The sequence below is a fragment of the Achromobacter maghribensis genome, from assembly GCF_057334215.1.
Genome location: NZ_JBHFII010000065.1, coordinates 10,166 through 24,071, shown reverse-complemented (window position 1 = coordinate 24,071; position 13,906 = coordinate 10,166). Strand labels below are relative to the sequence as shown.

Annotated in this window: 17 protein-coding genes; 12 read left to right on the top strand and 5 right to left on the bottom strand. The window is 66.1% G+C overall.

Going from position 1 to position 13,906, the window contains the following annotated elements; translation table 11 throughout:
• The 3 genes from ACE039_RS29915 to ACE039_RS29905 form a co-directional block, all read right to left on the bottom strand.
• Nucleotides 1–726, bottom strand: a 726-nt coding sequence (locus ACE039_RS29915; protein ID WP_485824148.1) for an alpha/beta fold hydrolase, incomplete at its 3' end; no start/stop codon positions are given.
• A gap of 11 nt (nt 727–737) precedes the next feature.
• Nucleotides 738–1,490, bottom strand: a complete 753-nt coding sequence (locus ACE039_RS29910; RefSeq protein ID WP_183014682.1) for a maleate cis-trans isomerase family protein — start codon at nt 1,488–1,490, stop codon at nt 738–740.
• Between the two features lie 23 nt (nt 1,491–1,513).
• Nucleotides 1,514–2,476: an amidohydrolase family protein gene (locus ACE039_RS29905; RefSeq protein ID WP_485824147.1), complete on the bottom strand. Its 963-nt coding sequence runs from the start codon at nt 2,474–2,476 to the stop codon at nt 1,514–1,516.
• A gap of 350 nt (nt 2,477–2,826) precedes the next feature.
• Here ACE039_RS29905 and ACE039_RS29900 point away from each other — a divergent pair, with 350 nt between their 5' ends.
• Nucleotides 2,827–3,816, top strand: coding sequence for an XdhC family protein (locus ACE039_RS29900; protein WP_485824146.1), 990 nt, complete (start codon nt 2,827–2,829; stop codon nt 3,814–3,816).
• A gap of 45 nt (nt 3,817–3,861) precedes the next feature.
• Here the strand turns inward: ACE039_RS29900 and ACE039_RS29895 are convergent, their stop codons facing one another.
• On the bottom strand, nt 3,862–4,329 hold the full coding sequence (locus tag ACE039_RS29895) for a MarR family winged helix-turn-helix transcriptional regulator (protein WP_369868999.1): 468 nt from the start codon (nt 4,327–4,329) through the stop codon (nt 3,862–3,864).
• Nucleotides 4,330–4,517: 188 nt separating this feature from the next.
• Nucleotides 4,518–5,426 carry a LysR family transcriptional regulator gene (locus tag ACE039_RS29890; RefSeq protein ID WP_105560217.1) on the bottom strand — a complete coding sequence of 303 codons (909 nt, stop codon included), beginning with the start codon at nt 5,424–5,426 and terminating at the stop codon, nt 4,518–4,520.
• A gap of 121 nt (nt 5,427–5,547) precedes the next feature.
• Between ACE039_RS29890 and ACE039_RS29885 the strand changes: the two genes are divergently transcribed.
• From ACE039_RS29885 to ccmD, 11 genes are all read left to right on the top strand, one after another.
• Entirely contained in the window at nt 5,548–6,510 is a 963-nt protein-coding gene (locus ACE039_RS29885) for a 3-hydroxyacyl-CoA dehydrogenase family protein (protein WP_485824145.1), read from the top strand.
• Nucleotides 6,507–7,361 carry a beta-keto acid cleavage family enzyme gene (locus tag ACE039_RS29880; RefSeq protein ID WP_332007306.1) on the top strand — a complete coding sequence of 285 codons (855 nt, stop codon included), beginning with the start codon at nt 6,507–6,509 and terminating at the stop codon, nt 7,359–7,361. Before ACE039_RS29885 ends, ACE039_RS29880 begins: the two co-directional genes overlap by 4 nt.
• Nucleotides 7,362–7,546: 185 nt before the next feature.
• Entirely contained in the window at nt 7,547–7,705 is a 159-nt protein-coding gene (gene napE / locus ACE039_RS29875) for a periplasmic nitrate reductase, NapE protein (RefSeq protein WP_105560214.1), read from the top strand.
• Nucleotides 7,706–7,725: 20 nt separating this feature from the next.
• Nucleotides 7,726–8,043 (top strand): chaperone NapD, encoded by a 318-nt coding sequence (locus ACE039_RS29870; RefSeq protein WP_105560213.1) that lies wholly within the window; start codon nt 7,726–7,728, stop codon nt 8,041–8,043.
• A complete protein-coding gene (gene napA / locus ACE039_RS29865; RefSeq protein WP_105560212.1) occupies nt 8,027–10,522 on the top strand; it encodes a periplasmic nitrate reductase subunit alpha in 2,496 nt (831 codons plus the stop codon). The genes ACE039_RS29870 and napA overlap by 17 nt, the downstream gene beginning before the upstream one ends.
• A gap of 20 nt (nt 10,523–10,542) precedes the next feature.
• Nucleotides 10,543–11,019, top strand: coding sequence for a nitrate reductase cytochrome c-type subunit (locus ACE039_RS29860; protein WP_313462913.1), 477 nt, complete (start codon nt 10,543–10,545; stop codon nt 11,017–11,019).
• 15 nt (nt 11,020–11,034) lie between these two features.
• A complete protein-coding gene (locus ACE039_RS29855; RefSeq protein WP_485824144.1) occupies nt 11,035–11,673 on the top strand; it encodes a cytochrome c3 family protein in 639 nt (212 codons plus the stop codon).
• Nucleotides 11,660–12,343: a heme ABC exporter ATP-binding protein CcmA gene (gene ccmA, locus ACE039_RS29850; protein WP_448708534.1), complete on the top strand. Its 684-nt coding sequence runs from the start codon at nt 11,660–11,662 to the stop codon at nt 12,341–12,343. The genes ACE039_RS29855 and ccmA overlap by 14 nt, the downstream gene beginning before the upstream one ends.
• Complete coding sequence (ccmB, locus tag ACE039_RS29845; protein WP_485824206.1) at nt 12,309–12,974, top strand: heme exporter protein CcmB; 666 nt, start codon at nt 12,309–12,311, stop codon at nt 12,972–12,974. The genes ccmA and ccmB overlap by 35 nt, the downstream gene beginning before the upstream one ends.
• Nucleotides 12,975–12,982: 8 nt before the next feature.
• The gene (ccmC, locus tag ACE039_RS29840; protein WP_485811844.1) at nt 12,983–13,774 is read left to right on the top strand and encodes a heme ABC transporter permease CcmC; all 792 of its coding nucleotides are present in this window, start codon (nt 12,983–12,985) and stop codon (nt 13,772–13,774) included.
• Nucleotides 13,771–13,906: heme exporter protein CcmD (gene ccmD / locus ACE039_RS29835; protein WP_485824205.1), on the top strand; the 136-nt coding region annotated here is incomplete at its 3' end. The genes ccmC and ccmD, both read left to right, overlap by 4 nt.

Sequence of the window (13,906 nt, the reverse complement as noted above, 5' to 3'; positions counted from 1 at the left end):
GTGATGCCGGGTGCCCGGCGCCAAGCGCGCGATTTCCGCCGCGTCGTCGTCCAGCACCACGTCGCCCTTTTCGGCCGTCACCAGCAGAACCGGCACGTTCAAAAGCGGCAGGTCGGCGTGGATATCGTCGGTCTGGAAGGCGTCGAAACTTTGGACAATGGCGCGCTCGTCGCAGGTGTGCAGCCATTGCGCGCGCAGTTGGCGCTGCGCGTCCGTCCAGGTCGGGCAGAAGGCGCGCATGGCCTCGGCGTCCATCCCGTGGCGGGCTTGCGCCATGGAATCGACATACCAGGGCAGCTTGGCCGGATAAGGGCGGCGGCCGGGGCCGGAGACCGGTGGATCGACCAGCACCAGGCGGCGCAACCCGGCAGGCTGGGTCCGGCCCGCGCGCACGCCGATTCGCCCGCCCATGGAATGGCCGACCAGGCTGTAGCGCGCGAGCCCCAGCGCTTCTGCGAAAGCCAGCACGTCGGCCGCTTGCGCGTCCAGGCTGTAGTCCAGCGCCGCGCCGGCTTCCGACAGGCCGCGGCCGCGCACGTCAAGCAGGTAGGTGTCGAACGTCTTGCCGAACCGCTCGCCAACGAAGCCCCACGTTGCCGCAGGGCTGGTGATGCCCGGCACGATCACGACCGCATCGCGGCCCGCCGTGTGCGCGCCACCATAGCGCAGGTAGTGCTGGCGGATGCCATTGGCATGGACGTTGCCGCCATAGAGATAGGTGCTCATGGCTGCGTTCCTCAGTAGGCGCCCGACAGCAGCGCGCCAGCGCCGGGGACCACCGGTTCCAGGTCCAGCGACTTCAGGATGGCGTAGGTCGTGGCCACGGCGGCGGTGATCACCGGCTTGCCCGTCTGCGCCTCGACCTTGGCGATGGCCGGCAGCGACGGCATCTGCACGCAGGCCGACAGCACGATGGCGTCGACATCACGGGTGTCCATCTGCGCAACGATCTCCGGCAAGCGTGCCGGGTCGTGCCGGCCCACGTCCAGATTGTCCGGAATTTCCAGCGCGCGGTAATCCACCACCTCGAAGCCCTCGTTGCGGATGTAGTCCACCACCAGCTCGGTCAACGGTTTCATGTACGGGGCGACCACCACGATACGGCGCGCGCCGATCACTTTCAACGCGTCCACCAGCGCGCCCGCGCTGGTGATCACGGGCGCATCCGCGCCGTTGGCGGCCGTGTGGGCCTGCAGGCGCTTTTCCGAGACCCGGTGATAACCATGGCCCATTGCCATGATCGCCACCAGGCAGGCGTATCCCAGCACGTCCACCCGTGCGTCGCTCAGTTCCACCGCGCAGCGGTCGGACTCGCCGTCCATCGCCGCCAGCTCCTCCTTCACCACTTTCTTCATGCGCATCCGGCTGGAGTGGAATGTGAAACGCTCCGGCCGGATCTGCTGGCGCGCCAGCAGCATCGCGGGGATTTCGGTTTCCATCGTCGTGTTCGAGCTCGGCACGATCTGGCCGATACGGAAGGGTCTTTGCATGGTTGCTCCTTTTTCCGGAGGGATCAGAGTTTGAACAGGCGGCGCGCGTTGCCGTGGCAGACCAGATCGCGGGTGGCGTCATCCATCGGCGTCCGTTCGATGAATTCGGCGGCAAGCGCCGTCGATTCGTAGGGGTAATCCACCGAGAACATCACGGCTTCGCGGCCCATTTCGGCGATGGCAGCCATCAACGTGGGCGGCGAACAGACGCCGGACGTCGTGATGACGATGTTGCTGCCCAGGTATTCCGACGGCGCGCGCGCCAGTTTGATGCCGTGCGAATACACCGCGAAGCGGCTGTCGAAGCGCCACCGTTGGAACGGCAGGCCCTCGCCCATGTGCCCCAGGATGAGCTTCACGCCGGGATAGCGGTCGAACACACCGCCGAACAACAGTCGCAGCGCGTGCGTGGCGGTCTCGACGCCCCAGCCCCACGACGCGCCCACCAGTTCGGGATGGCCGGAATAGGCTTGCGGAATCACATAGGGGTCGCTCGGATGCAGGTAAATCGGCACATCCAGTTCCTGCACCTGCTCCCAGAAGGGGTCATAGGCACGACCGTCGTAGTACACGCCGTTGGTGTGGCCGTTGATCAGCGCGCCCTTGAAGCCCAGCTGCTTCACGCAACGCGTCAGTTCCGCCGCCGCCACGAGGGGATCGTGCATCGGCAAGGTGGCGAAGCCGCCATACCGAGTGGGATGCCGGGCGATCTGGCTGACCAGGAAATCGTTGTTTTCCTTGGCGCGATTGAGCGCCACCGCGGCATCGGCTTCCGCCTGTACGCCGGGCCCGGTCTGCGACAGAATGACGAAGTCAATGCCGGCGCGGTCCATTTCGCCCAGCCGGACTTCATCGAAATCCACCAGCCGCGCCGCCAGGTCGGCCAGCACGGCGGGATCGATATGCTGCGCGAAGCTCTTTGAATAGTCCTTGAATCCGACCGCGGTGTAGTGCTCCTCGAACGCGATCTTGCGCACTTTGCTCATTCCCCTGCTCCCAATGTGATGGCGCGGCGCCTGCCCCGCCCCGGCATGCCAGCGTCTATTATCAGTACACTGACTATTTGATTGGAACAACCGGAACAACGCACGGCATCTCCATGAGGGAGGATCCGCGCCGTCCGGCTTCCGAATTTACGTCAGTATACTGACTTTATAGTCAGCGTACTGACCAATTAGGGAAATCCCGAGGCGCGATACGGCCTGCGGATCAAGCTCGAAAAAAGGCGCGAAAATAGTAGGGATAGACACTAGAGACATCGCCCCGACTCATCAGTACAGTGAACATATGCCGTGCCCGCGGCCTTCTTCCGCGGACCCGCCTCAGTGAGAAGCCGATGAACGCCCTTGACCTTGACGTACTGCAATTTGCCCGCGACTGGGTCGCCGCCGGCAGCCGCGTGCACCTGATCACCGTTGTGCAGACCTGGGGCTCGGCGCCCCGACAGGCGGGCGCCATGCTGGCCGTGCGCGACGACGGCCGGGTAGCCGGTTCGGTTTCCGGCGGGTGCATCGAAGACGATCTGATCGCAAGAGCCCGCGCCGGCGAGCTTGAAGACGCCCCTGCCCGCCTGACCTACGGCGTCACGCGGGACGAGGCTGCGCGCTTTGGCCTGCCTTGCGGCGGCACGCTGCGCCTGATCAGCGAACGGCTGCGCGACACGGTGTGGCTGGACCGCGTGCTGGCGTCGATCCGCGAGCACCGCCTGATCCAGCGCACCGTGGACCTGCTGGACGGCCACACGTCCGTGTCGCCCGCCGGCCCCGCCGATGGACCGGATTTCGACGGCCGCATCTTCCGCAGCGTGTATGGGCCGCGTTGGCGGCTGCTGATCATCGGCGCGAACCAGACGGCCCGCGTGTTGGCGGACATCGCCGCGACGCTGGAATTCCACGTCACGGTGTGCGACCCGCGCGAAGAGTTCTTCACCGATTGGAGCGCGTCCCAGGCCACGCTGCTGACCAGCATGCCGGACGACGCGGTGCTGGAAATTGGCACCGACGAGCGCACCGCGATCGTCGCCGTCACCCATGACCCCAAGCTGGACGACATGGCGCTGCTGGAAGCGTTGAAGTCCCGCGCGTTCTACGTCGGCGCGCTGGGTTCGCGCGCCAACCAGGAAAAGCGGCGCGAGCGGCTGCGGTTGTTCGACCTGGACGACAGCCAGATCGCCCGCCTGCATGGCCCGGTGGGCCTGGGCATCGCCAGCAAGACGCCGGCCGAGATCGCGGTGGCGATCGCCGCCGAACTGATCTGGGTGCGCAACACGCTGGGCGATGGGCAGGCTGCCCGCGGCGTGGCGCGGATGAATGCGCTGAAGAGCTGAACGCGAAAAGGCGCGCGCCGTGGGCGCGGCGCCTGCGCCTGCGCCTTACATCGGCTTCAGGGTCGTGCGGCTGTACTGGTTGTTGGCTTCCACCAGCGTGGAAAGCAGCTTCATGAAGATTTCCTGATTACGCGTGGACAAGGGTTCCAGCAAGCGCTGCTGCGCCCGGGCCATGCCTTCCTGCAGCAGCCCCATGATGCGCAAGCCTTCCGGGGTAATCACCGCCTGGCGCGAACGCTTGTCGGTAGGATTGACCCGGCGTTCCACCAAGCCGCGCTCCTGCAGCCGCTTGACGACATCGGCGGTAGTGGTGCGGTCCAGGCCCAGTTCCATGCCGATGGCGGTCTGGTCCAGCCACGGACTGAGCGACAGCGCGGTCAGCACACCGTACTGCACAGGCGTCACGTTCTGCGTCTTGCACTCTTCGTAGAACATGGCGTAGTGGATCTGGTTCAGGCGCCGCACCAGATAGCCGGGCCGCGACCACAGCACCTGCTTTGCCGGATCGAAAATGTTGTTGTCTGTCTTCTGAGTTGCGACGCGCTTCTGGGACGTCGTCTTTTTCTGTACATCCGGCACGTTGAGGCAGCTCCGATATTAGTTAGTGTACTGAGAATAATACCACCGGCTGCTCCGTGTCGACTGCCATTGCGCGGCCGTTTGCGGGAAATCAAAAGCGCCGTGACGCCCTTGGCGAAAGGCTACCGCGGATGCGCGGCCAAATACGTTTTCAGAGTCTGCACCAGCGCCGCCGCGGCCGGTGAAAGGCTGCGGTTGCGCGAGGTGACCAGGCCGATCGAACGCTCTGCCACCGGCCCGGTCAGCGGCCGCTGGACGATGGCGGTCTGCGATACCGCGCCCGCCGCGATCTCGGGCAAGGCGGCCACGCCGAAGCCGCACTCGACCATGGCCACGATGGTCGTCAGATGCTCGGCTTCGAACGCCGGCGTGAAGCGGATGCGGTTCTGCAAGAAGGCCCATTCCGTGTACTGGCGCACGCTGCTGGGCTGCACCATCGACACGTGCGCGGCGGTCGCGGTGTCGGCCCAGCGTAGCGGGCCCCGCGTCTTGGCCAGCGGATGCGATTCGGGGATCAGCAGCAGGAAGCTGTCGGATAGCAGCGGCACGTAATGCAAGTCGGCGTGCTGGGGGTCGGCGGCGGTCAGCGCGAAGTCCACCTCGCCGGCGCGCACCAGGTCGAAGGCCGGGCCCGACAGCGTGTCGCGCACTTTCAGCGCGACGTGCGGGTGCGCCTGGCGGTAGGCCATCAGCACGCGCGGCAGCAGCCGGGCCGCCAGCGACGGCAGCGCGGCGACCGACACCTGGCCCCGCTCTGCGCTGGTGATGCCGCTGACCGCCGCGATCGCGTCGCGGAACGCCACCTGCAGGGTTGCGGCCTGCTGCATGAAGACTTCGCCCGCCGCCGTCAGCCGCACCGTGCGGGTGGTGCGGTCGAACAGCCGCACGCCCAGGGCCTCTTCGATGCGCTGGACCTGCGTCGACAGCGCCGATTGCGACAGGTGCAACTGCGCCGCCGCCTGCCGGAAATTCAGTGTGCGGCCCAGCACCAGCGTGGTGTCGATATCGCGCATCGAAAGATTGATCTGCATGATGCCTTGCCTGTCTCCATTGATCTGTTTTAACGATCATTCTATCCAAAAAATCTGATTCATCAATCAAAGCGGCTTCTCTACACTCGCCCCCAACGACGATGCAAGAAAGGAGCAAACCATGCAGACGGACGCAACTGCGCTGCCCAATCCGGGCGCGGCGCATGCAGTGGTAGTGGGCGGCGGCACGATGGGCGCGGACGTGGCCGTAGTGCTGACCCGCGCGGCCTGCCGGACGACCGTGATCGAATCCAACCCGGAACGCGCGGCCGGCCTGCCCGCCCGCGTGGCCGAAAACCTGAAGACCATCGGCCGCGAAGCCAATGCCACGCTGCTGGCTACCGCCCCCAGCCTGGACGCTGTGGACTGGTCCACCGTGGATCTCGTCATCGAGTGCATTCCTGAACGCCTGGACATCAAGCAGGCGCTATTCGCGGACCTGGCCCGGCGCGCCCGTCCGGACGCCATCCTGGCCAGCAACAGTTCCAGCTTCCCCATCAGCGCCATCAGCCAGGGCCTGGACACGCGAGGCCGCATGCTGGGCCTGCACTTCTTCATGCCCGCGCACCTGGTGCCGCTGGTGGAAGTCGTGCTGGGCGAGGCCAGCGACAATGCCTGCGCGGATTCCCTCATCGCCTTCATGCGCCGCTGCGGCAGCGTGCCAGTGAAGGTCAAGCAGGACCTGCCCGGCTTCCTGGCCAACCGCTTGCAACACGCGCTGTCGCGCGAAGCGTTCGACCTGATCGACCGCGGCATCGCCTCGCCGGAAGACGTGGACGCGGCCGTGCGCTTCGGCTTTGGTTTCCGTTTCCTGGCGGCCGGCCCCGTCATGCAACGCGACCACGCGGGCATTGACGTGCACGCGGCCGCGGGCGCGACCATGTACCCGACCTTCTGCAATGCGGACCATCCCGCGCGCTGCCTGACCGAACGCGCGGCCGCCGGCCGCTACGGCATGAAAGCGGGCGAAGGCTTCTACGCCTGGACGCCCGAGACCATTGCCGCCGAGCGCGCACGCTACGACCGCCTGCTGCGCGCCGGCCTCGACCTGATCAGCGCCGAACTGCCGGAGATCCAGCCTTGAACGCATCCGTCCTGCCGCGCGCCGCGCTGGCCCAGTCCCCCGTCATCATCACCGTGGCGCCCAACGGCGCCTACAAGAAAGCCGCCGACCACCCTGCCGTGCCGATGACGCCCGATGCGTTGGCGCTTGAAGCGCGCGCCTGCCTGGACGCAGGTGCCGGCATGATGCACATGCACGTGCGCAAGCCCGACGGCAGCCACTTGCTGGACGCGCATGCCTACCGCGAAGCGCTGGCGGCCGTCGACCGCGCCGTGGGCCGCGAGTTGCTGGTGCAGGTCACCAGCGAAGCCGCGGGGGTCTACAAGGCGGCCGAGCAGATCGCGCTGGTGCGCGAGCTGCAACCCGAGGCCGTATCCATGGGCCTGCGCGAAATCGCCGTGCCGGAGATCCCCGAAACGGAACTGGCGGCGTTTTTTGCGTGGGTCGCGGAACGCCGCATCATGGCCCAGATCATTCTGTACGACGAAGGCGATGTGCAGCGCTGGCAGTCGCTGCGCGCGCGTGGGCTGGTGCCCCCGGGCGCCTGGTCGGTGCTGTTCGTGCTGGGCCGCTATAGCGTGGGCCAGACGTCTTCGGCCTACGACCTGCTGCCCTTCCTGGCGGCGTACGACCACACGCTGCCCTGGGCGATCTGCGCGTTCGGCGCCGAGGAAAACGCTTGCGTCACGACGGCGGCGGCGTTCGGCGGCCACATGCGCGTAGGTTTCGAGAACAACTTGAAGCTGCGCGACGGCAGCATCGCGCCGGGCAATGCGGCGCTTGTCCGGCAGGCCGCCGAAGGCGCTCGCGCGCTGGGCCGGCCCTTGGCCACCGCGGAAGACGCGCGGCGCATCTACGGCGCCATCGCCTAATCATCAACGCGAATCAGTATCAAGTGCCTGACGCTTTTCGGAAAAGCGTCAGGCACTTTCGTATACAGCGCCGTGGCGCGATTGTTTCGCCGTGATGCAACATTGACGGCATGTAAAAGCACTGCTAAAAAGTCCGACATCCGCACGTTCAATGCAATACCCCAACTGTCATAGTGAGGTGGTGTGTGCAAAACGAGTCTGATGGCTATACCAAGCCTCAGGAGCTACGAAGTTTTCTGTTCCTGACGGCTGTCATGGCCCCCGTCCTGACGGTGGTCATCGTGGCGGGCTACGGTTTCATCGTCTGGTTCTATCAGTTGATCGCCGGACCCCCGGGCAGCTGATGCCACGCGCCGGAACCCCCATGTCCGCGCCTTCCTTTCCCGCGCCGTCCCCCACACCGCCCGAGCTGCATATCGCCAGCCTAGTCGTGCATGCCTTGCCCAAACGCCTGCCCGACGTCCGCGCCGCCATCCTGGCCGTCGCGGGCTCTGAAATCCATGGCGCGTCCGACACCGGGAAACTGGTGGTCACGCTGGAAGCGCCATCCACCGACGACATGATGGCGCGGATCTCGCAGATCCAGCGCCTGGATGGCGTGCTGGCCTCGGCGCTGGTCTACCAGCACGCCGACACGCTTGCCGCGATGAACGAGGAGATTGGCGATGTCCATGGCTCGTAGAGACTTCATCAAGCAATCCGCCGCCGCGGCCGCCGCCACGGTGGCGGGTATCCCCATCGTCGGATACACGCAGAACATCGTGACGGAATCCGAGGCGGCCAAGCTGAAATGGTCCAAGGCGCCCTGTAGATTCTGCGGGACCGGCTGCGGCGTGAACGTCGCGGTGAAGGACAACCAGGTCGTGGCCACGCACGGCGATTTCAACGCCGAGGTCAACAAGGGCCTGAACTGCGTCAAGGGCTACTTTTTGTCCAAGATCATGTACGGCAACGACCGGCTGACCACGCCGCTCTTGCGCATGAAAGACGGCAAGTACGCCAAGGACGGAGAGTTCGCGCCGGTGTCCTGGGACCAGGCGTTCGACGTGATGGCCGAACAGTTCAAGCGGGTGCTGAAGGACAAGGGGCCGACCGCCGTCGGCATGTTCGGGTCGGGACAATGGACCGTTTGGGAAGGCTATGCCGCGCTGAAGCTGATGAAGGCGGGCTTCCGGTCGAACAACCTGGATCCGAACGCGCGGCACTGCATGGCGTCGGCCGCCGTGGGGTTCATGCGGACCTTCGGCGCCGACGAGCCCATGGGCTGCTATGACGACATCGAGAACGCCGACGCCTTCGTGCTGTGGGGTTCGAACATGGCCGAAATGCACCCCATCCTGTGGACGCGCGTTACCGACCGCCGGCTGTCCGCGCCAAAAACCAAGGTAGCGGTGCTGTCGACCTTCGAGCATCGCTCTTACGAACTGGCCGACCTGACGCTGACCTTCACCCCGCAGACCGACCTGGCGATCTTGAACTACATCGCCAACTACATCATCCAGACCAAGCGCGTGAACCGCGACTTCGTCGACAAGCACACCGTGTTCCACGAAGGCAATACCGACATCGGCTATGGCTTGCGGCCCGACCACCCCTTGCAAAAGGCCGCCAAGAACGCCGACAAGGCCGGTGGCTCCAAGCCCATCACCTACGACGATTTCGCCAAGTTCGTCTCGAAGTACGACCTGGAATACACCTCCAAGCTGACGGGCGTGCCTCAGAAGCAGTTGCAGGACCTGGCCGAGCTCTACGCCGATCCGAAAATCCGCGTGACCTCGTTCTGGACCATGGGCTTCAACCAGCACACGCGCGGCGTGTGGGCCAACAACATGGTCTACAACATCCACCTGCTGACGGGCAAGATCTCGACGCCGGGCAACAGCCCGTTTTCGTTGACGGGGCAGCCCTCGGCCTGCGGCACGGCGCGCGAAGTGGGCACGTTTTCCCACCGCCTGCCCGCCGATCTGGTGGTAACCAACCCCAAGCACCGCGCGCACGCGGAAGACATCTGGCAACTGCCCGACGGCACCATCCCCGACAAGGTGGGCGCGCACGCCGTGCTGCAGAATCGCATGCTGAAGGACGGCAAGATCAACGCCTACTGGGTGATGGTCAACAACAACATGCAGGCCGCCGCCAACCTGATGAACGAAGGCCTGCCGGGCTACCGCAACCCCGACAATTTCATCGTGGTGTCGGACGCCTACCCCACCGTCACGACCATTTCGGCCGACCTGATTCTGCCCGCGGCCATGTGGGTGGAAAAGGAAGGCGCCTACGGCAATGCCGAACGGCGCACCCAGTTCTGGCATCAACTGGTGAATGCCCCGGGCGACGCGCGTTCCGACCTGTGGCAGCTGATGGAATTTTCCAAGCGCTTCAAGGTGGAAGAGGTCTGGCCCGCCGACCTGCTGGCCAAAAAGCCCGAGTACCGGGGCAAGACCCTGTTCGACGTCCTGTTTGCCAACGGAAAGGTCAACAAATACCCCAACAGCGAACTCAACGCGGAATACGAAAACCAGGAGGCGAAGGCCTTCGGCTTCTATGCGCAGAAGGGCTTGTTCGAGGAATATGCCGAATTCGGCCGTGGCCACGGCCACGACCTGGCCCCCTTCGATACGTACCACGAGGCGCGCGGCCTGCGCTGGCCCGTCGTCAACGGCAAGGAAACCCTGTGGCGCTACCGCGAAGGCAGCGATCCCTACGTGAAGGCGGGCGCCGGCTTCGAGTTCTATGGCAACCCGGATGGCCGCGCCGTCATCTACGCCCTGCCCTACGAACCGCCTCCGGAGTCGCCGGACAAGGAATATCCGTTCTGGCTATCCACCGGACGGGTCCTGGAACACTGGCATTCCGGATCCATGACGCGGCGGGTGCCCGAACTGTATCGGGCGTTTCCCAACGCGGTCTGTTTCATGCACCCCGACGACGCGCAGGCGATGGGCCTGCGGCGCGGCGTCGAAGTGGAAATCGAGTCGCGGCGCGGCAAGATGCGCACCCGGCTGGAGACCCGCGGACGCAATAAACCACCACGCGGCCTGGTCTTCGTGCCCTGGTTCGACGCCGGCCAGCTGATCAACAAGGTCACGCTGGACGCCACTGACCCGATCTCGTTCCAGACCGACTTCAAGAAGTGCGCGGTCAAGATCGTCAAGGTCTGAACGGCCCCCGGGAGACAGCCATGAAGCTACGCGCCGCCATCATCGCCATCGGCATCCTTCTGGGTTCGGCCGCCTGGGCCGCGCCGCCGCTAGAGGTCGAGGACCCCATGCGCGGGCCGACCCCGATCGCGGAAGAAGCGGATCCGCCCCTGATCAGCCCGATCGAGAACAAGGACATCAAGCGGATGCGCACCTATTCGATGCAGCCGCCGACGATTCCGCACAAGATCGACGGCTATCAGATCGACAAGAACTACAACCGCTGCCTGGCCTGCCACGCGCGGGTGAACACCGAGGAAACGCAGGCGCCGCCCCTGAGCGTGACGCACTACATGGACCGCGACAGCAACGTGTTGGCCGAGGTTTCGCCGCGGCGCTACTTCTGTGTGCAGTGCCACGTGCCGCAGGCCGAGGCCAAGCCGTTGGTGTCCAACACGTATCAGGACATCGACGTGATCCTCAAGCGCCTGACGGCCCCGGCCACCGGCAAGAAGTAAGGGATTGATGCCGCCATGTTCAAGCTCCTCAAGCGCTACTGGAACATCATCCGCCGCCCCAGCGTGCACTTCAGCCTGGGCTTTTTGACGATCGGCGGCTTCATCGGCGGCATCCTGTTCTGGGGCGCCTTCAACACCGCCATGGAACTGACCAACACGGAGAAATTCTGCACGGGCTGCCATGAAATGCGCGACAACGTGTATGCGGAATTGAAGAGCACCATCCATTTCACCAACCGTTCGGGCGTGCGCGCCCTGTGCTCGGACTGCCACGTCCCGCACAACTGGACGGACAAGATCGCCCGCAAGATGCAGGCGTCCAAGGAAGTGTGGGGCAAGATCTTCGGCACCATCGACACGCGGGAAAAGTTCGTGGACAAGCGGCTGGAACTTGCCCGGCACGAATGGGCGCGCTTCAAGGCCAACGACTCGCTGGAATGCCGCAACTGCCACAACTACGAATACATGGATTTCACGCGCCAGAGCGTGCGCGCGCAGAACATGCACTCCACCTACCTGGCGGACAAGACCAAGACCTGCATCGATTGCCACAAGGGCATTGCTCATACGCTGCCGCACATTCCGCCCGGCCAGACCTCTGACGCGACACCGCCGGCCGGAGGACCCAAAGAGGTGGCGAATGCGGCCCGCTGACGTACCGCTGCCGATGCTCGCGGCCAGCGGACTGCGCAGCCCGCGCGGCGGCCCGGAAGGCCAGCGCCCCGTTGACTTCGACCTGCATCGCGGCCAGCTCCTGCATGTGCAAGGCGCCAACGGCAGCGGCAAGACAAGCCTGCTGCGCATGCTGGCGGGCCTGCTGCGCCCGTTGGCCGGCGCGCTGCATTCGGAAGGCCAGGACGTGCGCCGCGATCCCGCCGCGTACTTCGCCCGCGTGGCGTTCCTGGGCCATGCCAATGGCCTGTGCGGCGAATTGACCGCGCTGGAAAACGTGCGCTACGCCCTGCATGTGGCGGGCACGCCGCAAGATGATGAGGCCATTGCCGTCGCCCTGCACCGCTGGCGGCTGGAAGGCTGTCTGCACCTGCCCGCGTCCCGGTTGTCCCAAGGCCAGGGGCGCCGCCTGGCGATGGCCGCCGTGGCGCTGGGCGGCAAGCCCCTGTGGTTGCTGGACGAACCCGATGCCGGTCTGGACGCGGCCAGCCTGGACCAATTGTGGCGGGCGCTGGACGCGCACCTGGACGCAGGTGGCGCGGCGGTGCTGGCGTCGCACCGGGCGCCGGGCACTGCTGCCTCCCGCACGCAAACCCTGAACATGGATGACTACGCGGATGCTGGCTACGCTGTCTCAGTTGGCGCTGCGTGACGTCCGGCTGGCCTGGAGGCGGCCCGCGGATACGCTGGGCGCGACGCTCTTCTTCATTGTCGCGGGTTCGCTCTTCCCGCTGGCGGTCGGCCCCGACCCCGCCTTGCTGCTGGCGATCGGGCCGGGCGTGCTGTGGGTCTGCGCGCTGCTGGGCATTCTGCTGAGCCTGCACCGCCCCTTTACGCAGGACCACGACAACGGCGCGCTGGAGCAGCTGCTGGTGTCGCCCCATCCGCTGCCGCTGCTGGTGGGCGTGAAGCTGGCCGCGCACTGGTTCAGCGCTTGCCTGCCGCTGATTCTTGCCAGCCCCGTGCTGGCCCTGCAATTCGGCCTGCCGCCGCAGGCGATTGGCGTGCTCGTTCTGTCCTTGCTGCTGGGCACGCCCACGCTGGCGTTGGTGGGCGGCCTGGGCGCGGCGCTGACGCTGGGCCTGCGCGGCGGCGCGCTGCTGCCCTTGCTGGTGCTGCCGCTCTACGTGCCGGTACTGTTCTTCGGCGCCGGCGCGGTATCCGCCACGCATGCGGGTCTGGGCGCTGGCCCGCAATTGTCATTGCTGGGCGCTTGCCTGTGCCTGGCGATCCTGTTGTGCCCCTGGAGCGCCTCCGCCGCGCTGCGCGTGGCGCTGGACTGAGAGGCCCCATGCATAAGCAACCCGCCTTCGATTCGCCTTACGCCGCCGGCCCGTCCGTGTCCGGCGGCGGCTGGATGCGTTACGCCTCGCCGGCCGTGTTCTATCCGCTGGCCGGCCGCCTGATCCCCGTGCTGGCGCTGGCCGCCGCGCTTTTCGCGTGCGCGGGCCTGTACGTGGGCCTGGCCGTGGCGCCCACCGACAGCCAGCAGGGCGAGGTCTACCGCATCCTGTTCATCCACGTGGCCGCGGCGTGGATGTCGATGTTCCTGTACCTGGTGATGGCGGGCTACGCCGCGCTGGGGCTGATCTACAACACGCGCCTGTCGTTCATGATGATGCGCGCGCTGGCGCCCACGGGCGCGCTCTTCACCTTCCTGACACTGTGGACCGGCGCCCTGTGGGGCAAGCCCACCTGGGGGGCGTGGTGGGTCTGGGATGCGCGGCTGACGTCGGAACTGATCCTGCTATTCCTGTACCTGGGTTTCATGGCCTTGCAGGCCGCCACCGACGACGTCCGCCGCGCCAACCGCGGCGGCGCCATCCTGCTGCTGGCCGGCGTGGTCAACGTGCCCATCATCTATTTCTCGGTGCGATGGTGGAGCACGCTGCATCAGGGCGCCTCCATCAACCTGACCTCGGCGCCCAGCATGGCCCGCATCATGGTCGCCGCCATGCTGCTGATGGTGGCCGCCTTCTGGCTGTACAGCGCCGCGGTGGCGTTGGCGCGCGTGCGCGGCCTCATCGCCGAACGCGAGCCCGCCGCGGCGCGCGCCGGCCGCTCCGCCCCGGAGGCCCCATGAGCTGGAACGCGCTGTTCTCGCTGCACGGCCACGGCCCCTACATCCTGGGTGCCTACGGCGTCACGCTGGCGCTGATGGGGCTGGAAGCCTTCGTGTTGTGGCGGCGCGCCCGTGCCCGGCGCGCCGCCGCGC

Coding starts and splice junctions, on each gene's coding strand:
- ACE039_RS29885 (WP_485824145.1), top strand. CDS start 5,548: ATGCAGACGGACGCAACTGCGCTGCCCAATCCGGGCGCGGCGCATGCA.
- ccmC (WP_485811844.1), top strand. CDS start 12,983: ATGCATAAGCAACCCGCCTTCGATTCGCCTTACGCCGCCGGCCCGTCC.
- ccmB (WP_485824206.1), top strand. CDS start 12,309: ATGCTGGCTACGCTGTCTCAGTTGGCGCTGCGTGACGTCCGGCTGGCC.
- ACE039_RS29905 (WP_485824147.1), bottom strand. CDS start 2,476: ATGAGCAAAGTGCGCAAGATCGCGTTCGAGGAGCACTACACCGCGGTC.
- napA (WP_105560212.1), top strand. CDS start 8,027: ATGTCCATGGCTCGTAGAGACTTCATCAAGCAATCCGCCGCCGCGGCC.
- ACE039_RS29870 (WP_105560213.1), top strand. CDS start 7,726: ATGTCCGCGCCTTCCTTTCCCGCGCCGTCCCCCACACCGCCCGAGCTG.
- ACE039_RS29855 (WP_485824144.1), top strand. CDS start 11,035: ATGTTCAAGCTCCTCAAGCGCTACTGGAACATCATCCGCCGCCCCAGC.
- ACE039_RS29900 (WP_485824146.1), top strand. CDS start 2,827: ATGAACGCCCTTGACCTTGACGTACTGCAATTTGCCCGCGACTGGGTC.
- ACE039_RS29910 (WP_183014682.1), bottom strand. CDS start 1,490: ATGCAAAGACCCTTCCGTATCGGCCAGATCGTGCCGAGCTCGAACACG.
- ccmA (WP_448708534.1), top strand. CDS start 11,660: ATGCGGCCCGCTGACGTACCGCTGCCGATGCTCGCGGCCAGCGGACTG.
- ACE039_RS29890 (WP_105560217.1), bottom strand. CDS start 5,426: ATGCAGATCAATCTTTCGATGCGCGATATCGACACCACGCTGGTGCTG.
- ACE039_RS29860 (WP_313462913.1), top strand. CDS start 10,543: ATGAAGCTACGCGCCGCCATCATCGCCATCGGCATCCTTCTGGGTTCG.